Annotated in this window: 15 protein-coding genes and 1 tRNA gene; 6 read left to right on the top strand and 10 right to left on the bottom strand. The window is 52.3% G+C overall.

The window, feature by feature from the left end; all coding sequences use genetic code 11:
- Window positions 1–2: 2 nt before the first annotated feature.
- Both ACR3ES_RS05770 and ACR3ES_RS05765 read right to left on the bottom strand, forming a co-directional pair.
- Window positions 3–1016: a catalase gene (locus tag ACR3ES_RS05770; protein ID WP_170427606.1), complete on the bottom strand. Its 1014-nt coding sequence runs from the start codon at window positions 1014–1016 to the stop codon at window positions 3–5.
- A gap of 104 nt (window positions 1017–1120) precedes the next feature.
- Window positions 1121–2170: a patatin-like phospholipase family protein gene (locus tag ACR3ES_RS05765; protein WP_170427607.1), complete on the bottom strand. Its 1050-nt coding sequence runs from the start codon at window positions 2168–2170 to the stop codon at window positions 1121–1123.
- A 333-nt stretch (window positions 2171–2503) separates the two neighbouring features.
- Between ACR3ES_RS05765 and ACR3ES_RS05760 the strand changes: the two genes are divergently transcribed.
- Together ACR3ES_RS05760 and ACR3ES_RS05755 are read left to right on the top strand one after the other, a co-directional pair.
- Window positions 2504–2593 (top strand) — tRNA-Ser (locus ACR3ES_RS05760).
- A gap of 92 nt (window positions 2594–2685) precedes the next feature.
- A complete protein-coding gene (locus ACR3ES_RS05755) occupies window positions 2686–4398 on the top strand; it encodes a DUF6538 domain-containing protein (RefSeq protein WP_480425000.1) in 1713 nt (570 codons plus the stop codon).
- 28 nt (window positions 4399–4426) lie between these two features.
- On the opposite strand, the gene ACR3ES_RS05750 is transcribed toward ACR3ES_RS05755, so the two are convergent.
- From ACR3ES_RS05750 to ACR3ES_RS05720, 7 genes are read right to left on the bottom strand one after another with little or no spacing between them, the layout of a single operon-like run.
- The gene (locus ACR3ES_RS05750; protein WP_170427612.1) at window positions 4427–5155 is read right to left on the bottom strand and encodes a YgjP family zinc-dependent metalloprotease; all 729 of its coding nucleotides are present in this window, start codon (window positions 5153–5155) and stop codon (window positions 4427–4429) included.
- The gene (locus tag ACR3ES_RS05745) at window positions 5152–8430 is read right to left on the bottom strand and encodes a type I restriction endonuclease subunit R (protein WP_480424998.1); all 3279 of its coding nucleotides are present in this window, start codon (window positions 8428–8430) and stop codon (window positions 5152–5154) included. Before ACR3ES_RS05745 ends, ACR3ES_RS05750 begins: the two co-directional genes overlap by 4 nt.
- Window positions 8430–9296, bottom strand: coding sequence for a hypothetical protein (locus ACR3ES_RS05740; protein WP_170427618.1), 867 nt, complete (start codon window positions 9294–9296; stop codon window positions 8430–8432). The genes ACR3ES_RS05745 and ACR3ES_RS05740 overlap by 1 nt, the downstream gene beginning before the upstream one ends.
- Window positions 9297–9299: 3 nt before the next feature.
- Window positions 9300–9821 (bottom strand): hypothetical protein, encoded by a 522-nt coding sequence (locus ACR3ES_RS05735; RefSeq protein WP_480634698.1) that lies wholly within the window; start codon window positions 9819–9821, stop codon window positions 9300–9302.
- Window positions 9814–11022, bottom strand: coding sequence for a restriction endonuclease subunit S (locus ACR3ES_RS05730; RefSeq protein ID WP_170427621.1), 1209 nt, complete (start codon window positions 11020–11022; stop codon window positions 9814–9816). Before ACR3ES_RS05730 ends, ACR3ES_RS05735 begins: the two co-directional genes overlap by 8 nt.
- Window positions 11012–12520, bottom strand: a complete 1509-nt coding sequence (locus tag ACR3ES_RS05725; protein ID WP_170427624.1) for a type I restriction-modification system subunit M — start codon at window positions 12518–12520, stop codon at window positions 11012–11014. The genes ACR3ES_RS05730 and ACR3ES_RS05725 overlap by 11 nt, the downstream gene beginning before the upstream one ends.
- The gene (locus tag ACR3ES_RS05720) at window positions 12517–12954 is read right to left on the bottom strand and encodes a helix-turn-helix domain-containing protein (protein ID WP_170427627.1); all 438 of its coding nucleotides are present in this window, start codon (window positions 12952–12954) and stop codon (window positions 12517–12519) included. Before ACR3ES_RS05720 ends, ACR3ES_RS05725 begins: the two co-directional genes overlap by 4 nt.
- A 114-nt stretch (window positions 12955–13068) precedes the next feature.
- On the opposite strand from ACR3ES_RS05720, the gene ACR3ES_RS05715 reads away from it, so the two are divergent.
- Entirely contained in the window at window positions 13069–13284 is a 216-nt protein-coding gene (locus tag ACR3ES_RS05715) for a helix-turn-helix domain-containing protein (RefSeq protein WP_170427630.1), read from the top strand.
- Complete coding sequence (locus ACR3ES_RS05710) at window positions 13281–13577, top strand: hypothetical protein (protein WP_170427633.1); 297 nt, start codon at window positions 13281–13283, stop codon at window positions 13575–13577. Before ACR3ES_RS05715 ends, ACR3ES_RS05710 begins: the two co-directional genes overlap by 4 nt.
- 150 nt (window positions 13578–13727) lie before the next feature.
- Here ACR3ES_RS05710 and ACR3ES_RS05705 read toward each other — a convergent pair whose 3' ends face one another.
- On the bottom strand, window positions 13728–13961 hold the full coding sequence (locus ACR3ES_RS05705) for a hypothetical protein (protein ID WP_480493436.1): 234 nt from the start codon (window positions 13959–13961) through the stop codon (window positions 13728–13730).
- 287 nt (window positions 13962–14248) lie between these two features.
- Between ACR3ES_RS05705 and ACR3ES_RS05700 the strand changes: the two genes are divergently transcribed.
- Together ACR3ES_RS05700 and ACR3ES_RS05695 are read left to right on the top strand one after the other, a co-directional pair.
- The gene (locus ACR3ES_RS05700; RefSeq protein ID WP_170427636.1) at window positions 14249–14641 is read left to right on the top strand and encodes a hypothetical protein; all 393 of its coding nucleotides are present in this window, start codon (window positions 14249–14251) and stop codon (window positions 14639–14641) included.
- 152 nt (window positions 14642–14793) lie between these two features.
- The gene (locus ACR3ES_RS05695; protein WP_170427640.1) at window positions 14794–15093 is read left to right on the top strand and encodes a hypothetical protein; all 300 of its coding nucleotides are present in this window, start codon (window positions 14794–14796) and stop codon (window positions 15091–15093) included.
- Window positions 15094–15137 lie beyond the last annotated feature (44 nt).

The following is a 15137-nucleotide window of genomic DNA, read 5'->3' as shown; positions in this document are numbered from 1 at the left end:
TTTTACCCTTGCGAGAATGGGCAGGGTGTCCCACCCCGCCACGCGCTTGAGACTTTGTAGGACTCAATACGGATTTTGAGGACAGGATCGTCCGACGTTTCGATCCCGTTAGTCAAAAGACCCGGATTAAAGCTGAGCTTTTCGGACTGTTCGATCTGATCATCCGGCACCGCATCCAGGGTCAGAGTGCCCATCATGATCCGCTTGCGATGCGGCGGCCAGGGACGCGACGAGTCGTTGAAGTCGTCTCCAACCTCGCCGACCGCCATCATCAACGAAAAACGGGCCGGTTCAGAGGCCAGTCGATCCTTCAATTCCTGCCTCAGGTAATCGTCGACCGGCGGCAGATCGGGATTGGTTTTGAGAACGCCGGCAATCGGCTGCCAGGAAAAGCGCACCCAGCGCCGGGTCTTGTCGGGACCGGTCACAACAAATGTGTGCACCGCGTGATAGGCGTCGCGCACATAACTGACCGGCGCTCCGATTCCAGCGGCTTCCAGTACAGCCAGTTGCGCATGGGGCGTTTTGTCGGCAAACTCGATCGCCCCTTCATCCGGGCTGATCGTCTCACCCGGATAGGGATCGCGTTTTGGCAGGATCAGACGTAGAAAGTTGAAGATTTTCTGCCAGGGCGTTTCGCCTTCATATTGCTTGGGTTTTGCCGCCACCGCGAAGTCGAGAAAGTCTTCGGGCGTGGGCGAAAAAAACTCAGGCAACGTCATCGAAATCAGGTCGGTATCGCTGCCATCGGACAGATGAAACCGCACGGCAAGGCCGCGCACATCGGACCAGCCGTCACGCACCGTGGCGCTTCCGGATCCGTTTGAGAACCGCACGATGACGTTGGTTCGCTTTTCTCGGAAATGCTCGGCAATACAAAAGTTTCGGGCGATTGGAGAGGGTTCAAAGAAACCCGTCGCGCTGATCCCGATCGTGTGTACGGGCCGCAGTGCTGTATCCCCGTCCGGACGATGCAACACCTCCACCAGCTTCTCGGCGATGCCGGATTCCTCCATATCCTCCCCTATGCGCAGACAATTTCTTAGTGCTTATTAACGAATCTTAAACACTCCGCCTGCAAACGCAACAGAGACGTTGCATTGTTAAGCGCTTACCCCGTCTACCATCGGTTCAGCAAAGTGACGGCCTTTTCCCAATGATGTGTTTGCTTGCTGGCTTTGAAGGCCTCGTCCATCAAGTCGTATGAGGCCGGTTTGTGCGTTGCCAGCCCGACAACTTTCGGCAACGGCGGGTTCAGGCGCACCAACCGGTCCTTGAGCACCAAATGCGCCATCCAGTACTGGTTTTCCGCCGAGGTTGTCAGCAACAGTTCGATCAGCGCGCCTTTGGTCGCGTTTGATGTAATTCCAAACCATTTGAGCAGACCCCAATCATCCGGGTTCTTGATCATCTCCTCGGATATGTCCGTCGGCTGTTGCCCGGTCCCGATGGACAACGCCTCGATATTGTCCAGCCCATCTGCACGCCCCGCCGCAATGGCAACGTTAATGCCGTTCATCACCGGGTTGTTGGCAAAGGTTCCCCCATCCGCGAAATAGCCATAATCAACGCCATCAGCCGTGATGAGATGCGGCGGGAAATACGTGGGCGCTGCAGAGCTCGCCATCGCCACATCCAACAGTTTGACCGCCTTCATATCCAGCCAAGCCTCGTGGCTCAGATCCTGGTTTGTGACGGTAAACGGCGACCAGCCGACCTTGTCGCTGCGGTGCAGACAAACCGTGTTGACCGCAAGCACAAGCTCGGGGTCCAGCGACGCCAGCGTCCTCTCACCCACAAGGCTTTGCCCGATTTCTGCAAGCCCGCTGGAATTATATTGTGCTGCTGTAATGCCGGGACCTCCACCCAGTTTGAACTTTGCCAGGATGTCATCGAACGCCTTGTCCAGAAGCGTGCGCTCATTCTCCCGGAAAATCTTATCCGCATCTTCGCGGTAATGCGCCGCCAGATCACCGATCAGGGTGGCCATGTCTTTCCCCTGGGACCGACCATCCGCCAAGGCAACAGCAACCAGTCCACCCGTCGAAGTGCCTGCAAATCCATCTGCCTTATCCAGAAACTGCGTTTCTTCGTGAAGGCTCTGTAAAATCAAGCAGGTCAAATACCCTCTGATCCCGCCACCGTCGCAGGAAACCAGCCTGAATGTCATGCGACATGTCCCATTATTGTGCCTCCAGTGAGGGCCTTTGCCTTAGATGCTTTTGTCAAAACTGTGTCTGGCGCCTGAGACAATTCACTGACTGCTTCGCTTCTTCCTTTTCGGCTTATCATGAGCAAATTGAAACGCGGCGCAAGAACGCATGCCGCGTGTTGTCTGATATTTGAATAGTGTCTGACTGCCCTTACTGAGTGAGGTGTCTGATCGATCATCGCCAAAGCCACACCCAAGCGAACGGACATCGTGATCACCGTGTCAGAAAATTGCGCAGGGCGAACAAATCGACCTTGTATCTCGTTAACATGCACGGATATACCCGTCGGCGGAGACGTGGCCGAGTGGTCGAAGGCGCTCCCCTGCTAAGGGAGTAGGCGAGGAATCGTCTCGAGGGTTCGAATCCCTTCGTCTCCGCCACCAACACATTTTACCCATATTTTTCAAAATGATACTGCAAAATAGGGTATTTTACAACTTGCTGTGCTACAATAGGCTGCTACAGTTGGCGCATGAATCCACGTGTGTCTGTTCCCAAAATCTTTCTCCGAGGTAGCCGTTGGTACGTGCGTGTGCAGGTACCAAAGTCAATGCAAACGAGGCTAAAGCGTAAAGAATATTGGGTTTCTTTGAATACTTCAGAAAAATCTGAAGCTCTTCAACGTGCCACCGCTAAAACCCAAGAGAAGAGACGTGAGATAAGCGCAGTATACCGTCGCCTAGAGGACATTCGCGAAACGATCACAGAGCTTACGGATGAACAGGTTACGGCGCTGATGCGTGAAGAGTATTCTCTTAATCGAATTGAACCCGATGCTTTGATCGTAGAGCAACAGAAAAGCGGCCTAAGCTGGGACAACTTCGTAGATAAGATCGCGAGTCGCAACAAAGCAATAGTGGCCTCTCTGAGAGCCGAGGGTTACAACAACTCTGCTCTCCGTATTCGAGCGCATCGCCTGATGGAGAATAATGGCGTTACCTGTCCTAGGTCGTCAAAGGCATACCAGCAGATCTTAGAAATCTGTGGTCATGCCTTTGCAGAGGCGAAGCAGGCCGAGTTGGCGCTGCTTGAGGGGTTTCCAGTTCACAATAACCCGAATCCTAAGATCATTGATCTGCAAACTGGACGTCCTCACCCTGTTGTAAGCCTTGGTGAACTTCTAGCAGCACCACCTGAACCAACTCCTAGCTTAACTGCGCTGATGGAAAAGTTTCTGGCAAACCCGAACAAACATCGTACCAAGAAGACGAAAGACTCCATCAGAGGTTACCTTGATGTCGTGTTCCAGATCATTGGAGACAACAAGCCTGTAAGTGACATCAGTGAAGGAACGATAGAGGAGGTGCGTGATCTGATCATGAGGCTTCCTCCAAACTTTAAGAAGTTACCAGACTCCGAGCGCCATACCCTTCATGAGATGGCTGGTGTTGCCGAACGCAAAGGGATGGCAAAGCTGTCCCCCACTGGGGTGAACAACTATCTGCGTTGGCTGATTACATTCCTCACCTGGTGCCATCGAAAGGGCATGATGGATCGGATGCCGACGGCGTATGCTGAGATCAAGGTCGCTGATCCTGTACGCAAAGAAGATAAGCGTGAGGCGTTTAGCAATGATCACCTAAGCACCATCTTCACCAGCCGTGTTTACATTGATCAGAAACGCGATAGCAGCCTGTTCTGGGTGCCGTTGATAGCTCTGTGGAATGGAATGCGCTCCAATGAGATTTGCCAACTGGACGCGGCTGACATCAAGCTAGAAGAAAACGTCTGGGGCTTTGACGTGACCCACATCAGCACCACTGGTGAGGATGACAAATCGGTTAAGACTGGTAGTTCGATCCGCTTCGTTCCGATACATCCACGTCTGATTGACTTTGGCTTGCTTGAATATCATGGTACTCGCCCTGCTAACGAAAAGTTGTTTGGTGACATCACGCGTGGCGCAGACGGGTACTATTCGACGAACTTCAGTAAGAAGGTGAACAGATATCTGAAATCAATCGGCACCCATGGTCCACGTCACAAGTTCCATTCGTTCCGACATAATTTCAGAGATGCAATGCGCAAAGGGCGGGTTGATCCTGAGATTGGTCGTGCACTGGGTGGATGGACGCGGAGCAACACGGATGCCTTTGATATCTACGGCAGCGGTTTTGGCGTTGAGGAACTCAAGGCTGAGATCATCAGAGTGGACTACCCACAGGTGGACTGGTCCAAAATTTGATCGGCAGGAAACAGAGTGCAGCGTAATTCTACTCCTGTAGCAGCACCTCAACCAGACCGTCCAAATGATGTTTAGACTTACGCCAGTCACCTGCATGTGCATCGATCAAGCCCCAGAATGCGGGTCCATGGTCGTGATGCTTCAAGTGGGCTAACTCATGTAGCAACACGTAGTCGATACACGGACGTGGAGCTTTGACTAAGTGCGGGTTGAGGATGATCTCACCTGAAGGTGCGCAACTACCCCATTGGCGTTGCATCTCCAAAAGCCGAAATGGTGGGACCTTAACCACCCATGGAAGTGCCTTCGATAAGACACCTAGGCGTCTGGCAAAATAGTCCTGTCCCTTCACTCGGTACCACGCTCTGACTCGTGCCTTGATGTCACCAGCTTCACCAGACTGCGATTCGATCTCCAGTCGGTTACCCATCAATCGAACTGCTCTGGGCTTCTCTGAGACTGGCACCACCTTCAGCATGTATCGCCGCCCGAGATAGAGAACTTGTTCTCCAGATACGTATTCCTTGGGTCTCACATGAGCATAGCGTTGGTGGGCGTCTTTGACGTGATTGGCGACCCACCTGGCACGTTTCTGAACAGCGTTGCGGATGGCAGCGTAATCAAAGCCATGGGGTGCATCGACAGATACAGACCCGTCGGGGTTCACGTGGATAGCCACACGTGTGCTGCGGTTGTCGTCGAATGCAACCTGGTACGGGATACGCTGATCCCCATAAGCCAGCACGAATGATGTCATGTGGCGTCCTTTGACGAACCTGCACGGACAACCGTCAGGACCTGATCAATCAAAGCGTAAGCGGCATCGGTGCCGCCCAGCATGTTGAAGTATCGGATCAAGAGGGCCTTCTTGATCGCCGCTTCAAGATTCCCAGGACTGATTGAATGCGACTGCACAGCATCCATCACGACAGATTCGATGTGCAAAGCTTCCGTCACCAATTCATCTTCGGTGACCTCTTGGCCTTTTAGGTGTTCCAATAGCAAACCGTAGTATGCTTTGGCACGTGGCTGGTCGGTAAAGCGATCTGGAACCCCTGGCGTATTGCGATCAGCAACCTGAGCTTCGAGGTCTTTGAACATCGTGTATTGTTTGTGCGGATGATCGAACAAAGCTTCTGCGGCTTCGATGGCCTCTTTCAAAAGTTCTGAAAACACCCGTTGTGCATAAGGATCATCGATGAGGTCCTGCTCAATGGTTTTCCGCAAGCGGGTCTTGATGACATCCGCTTCTGTGCGGGTCTTATCATCGGACCAATCATCAGAATTGTCATCTTGTCCCAGTGTATCAACTCGAATGAATCCTTCAGGATCAACGATCCTTTCACCGATCACTTGTTTATCAACCAGCCGACGAATCTGCTCTTCGTACTCAGAGAAGTCTACCGTTTCATTGGCGTCACGTTTGGCTTGTACACGCAGTTCGATAAAGAAACGCAGGTCACGTTTGTACGTCTGGATCGTCGTTTCATCGAAGGCACCATCATCAAAGAACGTCCGCGACGACAATGCCAGTTTCAAGCATAGACCAAATTCGGCCAAAGCGTCATAGAAGTCTTCTCGATCCTTTTGTGCCTGGTCGAAACTGTGACCTGCTTCATCCTCTGCCACCCGTGGTACCAGAACCCTACGGAACTGCTCCACGTCTTCCTTGTTCTCAACCTCTGAGAAGATGGCCCAAAGCGCATCATGAAGCCCTGGCAGGCGTTTGTACTCTGTAGACATGTTGGAGAATGTTCCAGCCAGATCATCCACATCGTAGCCCTGCTGAGTTTCTTGGGCGAGGTCCTGATAGTCCTGAATAGACGTGTCCAACTCAGCCAAGATACCACGGTAGTCGATCAAGAATCCAAACTGCTTGGCTTCATGCAGACGGTTCACCCGTGCAATGGCTTGGAGCAGATTGTGACTCTTGAGGTGCTTGTCGATGTAGAGAACAGCGTTTCGTGGTTCATCAAAACCCGTCAGAAGCTTGTCCACGACGATCAGGATGTCTGGTGCACCATCCGTAGCAAACCTGTCAATGATTTCAGCTTCGTACCGCTCAGGATCGTTACCGACGTTCTGATTCCACCATGTCTGCACCTCAGGTGTCTTAGCCTCGTCGGTATCATCATGCCCTTCGCGACTGTCAGGTGCAGAGATCACGACGGCGCTGGTGACCATCCCAGTATCGTCTAAAGCCTTCTTGTATCTGATTGCAGATAGTTTGCTGTCCGTTGCAAGCTGAGCTTTCAGTCCTGGACTTTGGTCGATGAAGTTCTCTTTGAAGTGGGCGGCGATATCCCATGCGATCATCTCGATGCGGGCTTCGGCTTTGTACACCTGACCACGGGTCGCATATTTCTGCTTCAGGTCCGATAGCTGCTGATCTGATAGCCCCATGGTGCGCTGGTCGAACCAGGCATCAACAGCACGTTCGTTGATGTCCACGATGGGTTTGCGTTCTTCATAAACCAAAGGTGTGACGGTACCATCTTCGACCGCATCCTGCATGGTGTAGGCGTGGAGAATGGGTCCAAACTTGTTGCGGGTTTTATCTTCTTTCAGCAGCGGGGTGCCCGTGAAGGCAATGAAGGCAGCATTCGGTAGCGCCTGCCGCATCCGTTCGTGGTTCTCACCACCTTGGCTGCGGTGACCCTCATCCACCAGAACGATCAGTTTGTCCGACGTGTTCTTGCACTCTGGTAGCTTGGTCGCCGAATTGAACTTTTGCAGCAGGGTGAAGATGATGCGTTCGTTACCGGAACCAATCCGTTTGGCCAAATCGCGACCCGATTGAACCTTGGCCTTTTCACCGTCCTTCTTGGTGGCGACCGCTGACCCAAAGGCCCCACCTGTCAGGAAGGTCGCGGCAAGCTGTTTCTCCAGATCAATCCGATCTGTGACGATGATGATGCGGCTGTTGGCTAGTTCAGGATCAAGCAGCAGAGCTTTGGTCAACAAAACCATCAGATTGGATTTACCCGAACCAGTTGTATGCCAGATGACACCACCTTCACGGCTTCCATCAGGCTTCTGCTCGGACACCTGTGACAGTATGGCCTTCACACCGCCAAACTGCTGGTACCGTGCTGCGATCTTCTTGTTGCCACGGTCAAAGAAAATGAACCGCCTGGTAAAGTCGAGCAACCTGTCTGGACGCAGCAAGCTGATGATCACCCGATCCTGCTCAGTGAGCAGCACAAGGCCGCTGTGCAGCCGTTCAAAGTCATCCTTGGCCCATTTGGGTTTATCCGCAAACAATGCTGATTTCTGTTGATCAGAAAGAGGAGTGGATTTGATCTCCTGCATCTGGGCTTCAGTGATTTCTTCCTCTGTCCACGATCCCCAGAACTTTTTGGGTGTGTTCGTTGTCCCGTACTTGGCGTCAGTACCAGAGATCGACAACAGCAACTGGGAATAGGCATAGAGACCCTGGATGCCTTGATCCTTTTGGTTCCTATTGTGTTGACTGATGCCTTCAAGAATCATCGATTTATCGACGGACGAAGAGTTGGGACGCTTGGCCTCAATCACCACTAGTGGCAGCCCGTTCACATAGCACACCACGTCAGGACGATATCGTCCCAGTGCAGCGGGGCGTTCTACACTCAGTTCTTCTGTGACATGCAGCAGGTTCGCGTTGACATCATCCCAGTTGATCAGCGGCACCGTCACCGATATCTTCTGACCATCCACGAACTCATCCACCGTGATACCCAGCGTCAACTGCTTATATATGGCTTCGTTGGCGGCAATCAGCCCTTCGTTAAGCTTCGGTGCTGAGATGGCCTTGACGACCTGCGTGATACCATTTTCAGACAGGGGATATTGATGGCCTTTGAAGTCGAACCGATGGGCCAACAACCAATCACGCAACAATGGCTCAAGGATCACCGTCCGCTCAGACCCACGCATTTCCATCGCATCAGCGGGAGAGAGGTAGGTCCACCCCATAACCATCAGCACATGTAATGCAGGAAGCTTAGAAACTGCTTCTTCGCGGGTGTCGGGGGTGTGGTGATTGGTCATCACACAGTCCGCTTTGAATTTGTTTCGTAAACTTGATCTGAGAAGACGCCCTTGAAAACGCTTTCTTCCAGAAAGCTGAGTATTGTTTTCAGCCGACGCTTTTCACCTGGTAACACAAGCTTTCCATCTTGTGCGTCAATCTGAAGACCAACGCTTGCAGCCTTGTCACGAATGGTCGCAGCATCATGATCTGCGAGTATTCCTGATGACGATATTCCACGGATCAGCTTTCGTGATCTTTCGTCCATCGCAGCATCAAATAGTGCGCGGTTTTCAATGTGGAAATGGCTATGTTCGGCGAAGGTGTTAACCTCAGCATCAGTCGCCTGTTCGAAGTGGTACTGGACCGTCAGTACCGTTCGGAGGCTGTGAAAACTGTGGAACTTCATCAAATCATCTTCAATAACAAGCGTTAGACGTGCGTCCAAGGCAAAGCCATGGTCAGACAACTTGCCAAAACGGTTGTTGTTGAAAACCAGCGTGATGCCACTCTTCTGCAAGTATTGGGATGTCCTGAACCGCTGTACCAGGATGCGCCCCTCCTCATCATCTGAATGAGTGAAGATCGCCTTGATGCCAGCATCATCATAGTTCGCAATGTCTAGGTTCTCGAACGCTGCTGGACCATTTTCCAAAGTGCTAGTGAAGGGTTCAATCAAGTCTTCGTCGGATATGGTAAGCAACTGATTGCGATCTGGTTTCCAGTCACCATTGAACTCTACCTCTTCATCACGCCCTGCGAGAAAAGCGGCTTCTTGCTCGTCAAACAATTGCTCTAGTTCATTTTGCACCGCAGCTTGTAGAGGGATGCGTTTAACTACGTTGTCTTCACCAACACGGCAAAGGGCAAAAAAACTTCTGGGCATAGATTACTCCGTATCCAAAATGACATAATCCCCAAGCTCGATCCCAGTGATGGTGCAATTACCTTTGCGGATCGTGCGCTTCGATATCAGAACGCGGGTGACGTTCTCTGGCGTCCCCACCTTGTAAAAGTGCCACCCGAACAATCCGAGCAGCGGGTTGAAAAAATAGCTGTGGCTGGTGAACGCGATGACTGCAAAGATCAGCAGCGTGGGTATCCAAATCACCCAGTTCAAGTCGTTGAAGTCTGCCGTGAACAGCGGCATCAGATACAGCAAAATTATTGCGGTGTTCTCACGATCTGCGGGTTCAACCGAGGTGATTGGATGTTCCTCTGATGCGGGTGCATTTTTTCCCTTCGTAGCGTCTAGAACCCAGACGCACAGACGCACCAGTATTGCTGACCCGAAGAGCAACCATAGCATCGTACCATAGTGGTCGTTGAGTGCCGCAACTGCCGCATAGGTAAACCCAACGGGTGCAATGGCCGTGGCCGTCAAAGCAACTCTGGCAAGCCCACTAAGCATCGACAACAACCCTTCTCTTACCACTCAGAAGCTGCTGCATCAGGGCTTTTTTCTCAGATCGTATTTTGGTGACCTGAGAGGATAGCTTAGCAATCTCAGCGTCAGCAGCGTCCAAAACGTCGTTGATCAAACGCTGTTCCCGTCCAGTTGGACAGGGAACTTTGATCAATGAGAACGCTTTCCACCTAAGACTACCACGACGATCAACGCTGGCATTCGTGGCTGCTGCAAACTCTTGGCGATATCGTTCTGTCTTCAACACACGGAACAAGAACATTGAGTTCATCAAGTCATTGGTTTCGAACACCGTGTAGATTGGGCTAACCAATGCCACATCGTGTAATGTCTGGATGCCAATGGACCCCTCTTCAATATGGTTCGAAGGGTAACCAATTTGATTGCGATGGATGCGTTTGTAGCCCGTCAGATCATCGCTGAAGACCTTCTTCTTGAAGTAATCTAGCGAGTTCACAAACCCAATTGTCTTGGTGCATGAGATCACCGTAAGCAGTTCGTTTTGCTTGTTGCGTTGCGATGCCTCAGTCGCTATCTCTGCGATCTTCTTCATTACCCAAGGCTGGCCTTCGAACTCTGGGAAGCGGCGTTTGCCTGTGAGGAGTTGCTGCATGAGGGCGCGTTTTTGCGTTTGGGCGTTGGTCAGCAGGGCCTCGGTCTTCTCAATGGCCTCATCCCACGTCGAAAGGATATCCGCGATCTTTCGTTGTTCGGGGAGTGGAGGAAGTGGCAGTCTCAGCTTTTTATATGCCCCAACGTTGAAATGTTGCTGCGCCAACCCGCCTTGACCATCCAAGACCTGTTTCTTCCCATACTCTGAATTGGTGAAGTCACAGAGGTATTTGGGAAGAACCTGCGATTGATTAGGTCGTGCGAAGATGATGTCGATGCAGTTGGAACCCGCGTAGCTTTCTGGGACTACACATGCTGTGCCTGGGTAGCCAGTTCTGACAACAAGCACATCACCGGCTTGCAGGATCGATTTTTTGTTCTTGTTGTGCCCCGCCTCAGATATGTAAATCCAGTTACTGTCTTCCACAAAACCTTCGCGAACATTCGCGGACCGAAATGCTCGGACGCCTTGGCCTTCGGGGACGTAGTAGTCTTTCGGTTTAACAACGATGCCGACTCGTACTTGTTCGCAGACATCATCTGCTTCAACCAAATCCCACCCTTCAGGCACCATATCCAAGCTCCTCAAGGTAGCCCGCCATACGGGCCTCTAGCTCGGCCAAATCATCCTTCAGCTTCACCCGTTCGGCCCGCACGGCCATCAGGTCGATCTCTTCCTCCTCTTCGAACGTGTCCACGTATCTGGGGATGTTCAGGTTGAAATCATTCTCTGCGACCTCGTCCCTTGAAGCGCAGTAGGCGTATTTGTCTACGGTTTCTCGTGACTCGTATGTCTGCACGATCTTGTCGATGTGGGACGGGTCCAAGGAGTTCTGGTTCGTACCTGGTTCAAATTCACGACTTGCGTCGATGAACAGGACTGAGTCGTCCGTCTTCTGTTTGCGGAACACCAGCAATGCGGCAGGAATCCCAGTCCCGAAGAACAGTTTCTCTGGCAGACCGATCACCGCATCCAGCAGGTTCTCTTCCAACAGCTTCTGACGGATTTTGCCCTCGCTGGACCCACGGAACAGAACCCCATGGGGGACAACGACAACGGCACGGCCAGACTTGGGTTTCAGCGTTTCGATCATGTGCAGGATGAACGCATAGTCACCCTTGGTCTTGGGCGGGATACCACGACGGAACCGTCCGAATGTGTCCGCCTCTGCGGTTGCGGTTCCCCACTTGTCCAAACTGAACGGCGGGTTGGCTACGACGACATCGAAGTGACGCAGGGCGTCCTCTTTCACCTTCAGCTTGGGATTGCGGATGGTGTCACCCCAAAGGACTTCGTGGTTTTCTTCCCCGTGCAGGAACAGGTTCATCTTGGCCAAGGCCCATGTGGACCCGATGGATTCCTGACCATACAGAGCGTAACGTTTTGTCCCCGTCTTGTTCCTGATCTGGCGTCCACATTTCATCAGCAGCGATGCGGACCCACAGGTTGGGTCACAAATGTCATCCCCTTCCTGAGGGTCAGCCAGACGGGCCATCAGGTCAGACACCTCTGGTGGCGTATAGAACTCACCCGCTGTTTTACCTGCCGTGGCTGCAAAGTGTTTGATCAGGTACTCATAGGCCCCACCGATAATGTCCAACTGACCCACACGGGACGGACGCAGATCGAGAGCGTCTTTCGCGAAGTCTTCCAATAGGTGACGCAGCAGGTCGTTCTTCTGCTCCTCATCCCCCAGCTTGGTGCTGTTGAAGTGGATGTCCTGAAACACCTGATCCAGCTTGTTGCCATTAGCCTCTTGGATGGCGTGAAGGGCCTTGTCGATCCGTTCACCATTCCCAGCTTCATGACGACGGTTGTAAAGTGCATCGAAGCTGGCATCTGAAGGCAGGACAAAGGACTCCTGCTGCATCATTGCATCGACCAGTTCAGGGCTGTCAGGATGATCCGCTTGGTACGTGGCTAGATGATCCTTCCACACATCTGAGATGTACTTGAGGAAGAGCATCGTCAGAACGTAGTCCTTGTACACCGACGGATCGACAACCCCACGGAACGTGTCACAGGCTGACCACGCAGCATTGTTAATTTCGGACTGGGTAACTGGGGTCATGACTTGATTGCCTGCTTGAATAGGAGGGCAACGAGGCCCTGATACTTGCTTATTTCCAATGGTTCATCGTCGGGCGTCGCATCCGCTCTGTTTTCTTGACGCAGAACTTCAACCACGGCTTCTCCAACCAGATGCGGCGGTGGTTTTACGTCGAGCTTCTGCGCTTCACTTTCCACCATGGTGACGACTTCACCGATGCGTTGGTACAGGACAGTCTGCGACTGCGTGGTTGCCTTCGTGCCATTGAACAGGTGGTATGGGTCCACCTGATAGATCGCCGCGATGATGAACAGGCGTTCCGCGCTGATTGTTTTGGTTTTGTTTTCCATCCGCCAGATTTGAACTCTACTTACACCCAGCTTCTCTGCCGCTTCATTGACAGACAGCCCAGCACGTTCCCGTGCATCCCTGATGCGTTCGTACAGATGTTCCACAGTGGTTCTCTCAAGTGTCTACGTTTCACGTTGTGAAACACCATGAGAGAAAACGCAACATTCATGTAAGTTACCTATAGCGAATCATTACGTTTCACTTTATGAAACACACCCATGACGCTCAAGGACTACTTGGATCAGAATAAACTCAGCCTGAAGGCATTTGGGGACCTATGTGGACTCAGCGCCCCGACGGTTCTTCGGGTGCGTGATGGTTTGCATATGCCATCTCGCAGGACGTTGAATGCCATCGTCAATGCGACGGATGGTGCTGTGAAGATTCAGGACCTCATCGTCATTGATGAAACCGATTTGAAGGAGACCGAATGACCGCTGAAGCCCTCGCCCTGATCGCATCTTACTTCCTGTGCAGCGAAGCCGCAGAAGTGCGTGTTCTGGATCGTTCCGAAGTTGAAGCCTGCACCACCATCTACACCGAAGTGAAGCTGGGGTTCTTGCCTGATGTGAACATGGCTGCATACCAGTCTATGAATGCCGTAGAACGGGCTGAGGTGAACCAGCGCGGATATGCTGCGTATGTTTTATGGCGGGCTGAGAATCCTGATCTGGTTGCAGAGATGGAAGCCCGTGCACGTGAACAGCTATCCCGCACCGATAGCTAAGTGCGGATCACTCGTGACGAACGGACTTGGTTTCATCGGCTGATGGGTCGATTGCTGCACCCAATCCTGCACCCGACCTTGCCACCAGATACTGTACCAGTGTTCACGACGGACCAGTGGGTCAACCAAATTGATGCTGCGTTGTCTGACCTACCCCAGCACCATTGCGGATCGTTCTGGCAACGCTGGTGCACCATGGATGATGCCGAACGGATAGCGTGGGTAGAACGCCGCAAAGCCGCTTTGTTGATTATGTCGGTGCTTGGTGGACCCAATGGCCTCCAGAGTCTCGGAGAGCGCCTCTGCGAGGCTTTGGCCGACATTGACAGATAGATTCACCAGATTGGTGACAGGTGATTTACGTCGGCAGGTCCCTGGTTTCACTCGTGCTGAAGCAGGGCAGTTCTTCAGGATGGTCTTTGACGGCCCCTCACAGGTTCACATCTCGACACCACAACCAGATCAAGTCGCCAATGCATACGGAAACTGGCCTATATGGCCTGGAAAGCGGCCAACCCTGATCTGGTAAAAAAGCTGGAACGTGACGCCCAGGCTCAGATCGCAGCGCCTCCTCGTTGAACCCTCAAGAAAACCTCACCAACTGGCCTGCCTCTTTCCCCAAATAGAGGTGGGTCACCGTTCGTGACAGAAAGTTGAGGGAGCGTTTTTTCATGACAAATGAAACTGAACTTATGGTGGATATTGAGGTCACCGCAGACGAGAAGCGGGTCATTTATGAGCGTTTGGTAGAGCGCAATCACATCCGCAAAGAGACGGGATTGCCGTTGCTGGATGTGAAAGCCACCTTCAGGCGAAAGGTGCAGAGGCTGGAGAATCAGCGATACCATGATGCCATTAAGCCCTATCTGGCTGCGGCGTATGATCGTTATCCCGGTAACCCTGGGCTTCCAGCCCGTCTCAAGCAGCACAGTGATGTTATTGCGTATGCCGAGGACCTGGCGGGTATCCCAGATCATCTAAAGCGAACCGTGAACTTCATCGAATTCTTCAAGCTTTACACTGGCGGAGGACTGCCACTGGTGCCCGTCTCGAAACCTCACTGAAAATCACCCGATCGCCCCAAATACAGGCATCAACAAGCCTGGAGATCACTATGGAATTCTCCCTTCATCAATCTGACCTACAACCTGGGGCACGAAGAGTATTACCGTACCCCCTGACACCAGAAGCATGTTTCATTGCGGCTGGTACCACCATGCCCGGTTCCTTGGTTGACTTCCTGGGTGGTCACAGCACCGGTCGTATTGACGATAGTAACCGATGGTACATCTTGGTGTGGGATCGACGAGACAACCACATCCTGGCTGCTCAAGCCACGTTTGTTTGGAGCAATGAGCATCAACAGGCTTTCTGTGAGGCGATGAACATCGAAGATCGGTTCCGGGCACTGTATCTGCGACCCTATTTGATGATGCTTGGATTCGGGCTTTGGGGTGTGTCCTATGATGAACGTAAGCATCCACCATTCACCTATGACGATCTATTCGCCTCTTGATTTCAGGCTGGTTTGTTCAACATTCCTATTCACCGATCCGGGTG

The sequence above is a fragment of the Ruegeria sp. B1 genome, from assembly GCF_056535885.1.
Note: the sequence above shows the minus strand (reverse complement) of the source record. Positions and strands in the feature narration are given on the sequence as shown.

Bases quoted from the DNA above. Each gene is read 5' to 3' on its own strand.
- ACR3ES_RS05750 (WP_170427612.1), bottom strand. From the start codon at position 5,155: ATGACATCATTCGTGCTGGCTTATGGGGATCAGCGTATCCCGTACCAG.
- ACR3ES_RS05725 (WP_170427624.1), bottom strand. From the start codon at position 12,520: ATGACCCCAGTTACCCAGTCCGAAATTAACAATGCTGCGTGGTCAGCC.
- ACR3ES_RS05735 (WP_480634698.1), bottom strand. From the start codon at position 9,821: ATGCTTAGTGGGCTTGCCAGAGTTGCTTTGACGGCCACGGCCATTGCA.
- ACR3ES_RS05700 (WP_170427636.1), top strand. From the start codon at position 14,249: ATGACAAATGAAACTGAACTTATGGTGGATATTGAGGTCACCGCAGAC.
- ACR3ES_RS05745 (WP_480424998.1), bottom strand. From the start codon at position 8,430: ATGACCAATCACCACACCCCCGACACCCGCGAAGAAGCAGTTTCTAAG.
- ACR3ES_RS05770 (WP_170427606.1), bottom strand. From the start codon at position 1,016: ATGGAGGAATCCGGCATCGCCGAGAAGCTGGTGGAGGTGTTGCATCGT.
- ACR3ES_RS05715 (WP_170427630.1), top strand. From the start codon at position 13,069: ATGACGCTCAAGGACTACTTGGATCAGAATAAACTCAGCCTGAAGGCA.
- ACR3ES_RS05695 (WP_170427640.1), top strand. From the start codon at position 14,794: ATGCCCGGTTCCTTGGTTGACTTCCTGGGTGGTCACAGCACCGGTCGT.
- ACR3ES_RS05765 (WP_170427607.1), bottom strand. From the start codon at position 2,170: ATGACATTCAGGCTGGTTTCCTGCGACGGTGGCGGGATCAGAGGGTAT.
- ACR3ES_RS05740 (WP_170427618.1), bottom strand. From the start codon at position 9,296: ATGCCCAGAAGTTTTTTTGCCCTTTGCCGTGTTGGTGAAGACAACGTA.
- ACR3ES_RS05730 (WP_170427621.1), bottom strand. From the start codon at position 11,022: ATGGTGCCTGAAGGGTGGGATTTGGTTGAAGCAGATGATGTCTGCGAA.
- ACR3ES_RS05755 (WP_480425000.1), top strand. From the start codon at position 2,686: ATGAATCCACGTGTGTCTGTTCCCAAAATCTTTCTCCGAGGTAGCCGT.
- ACR3ES_RS05710 (WP_170427633.1), top strand. From the start codon at position 13,281: ATGACCGCTGAAGCCCTCGCCCTGATCGCATCTTACTTCCTGTGCAGC.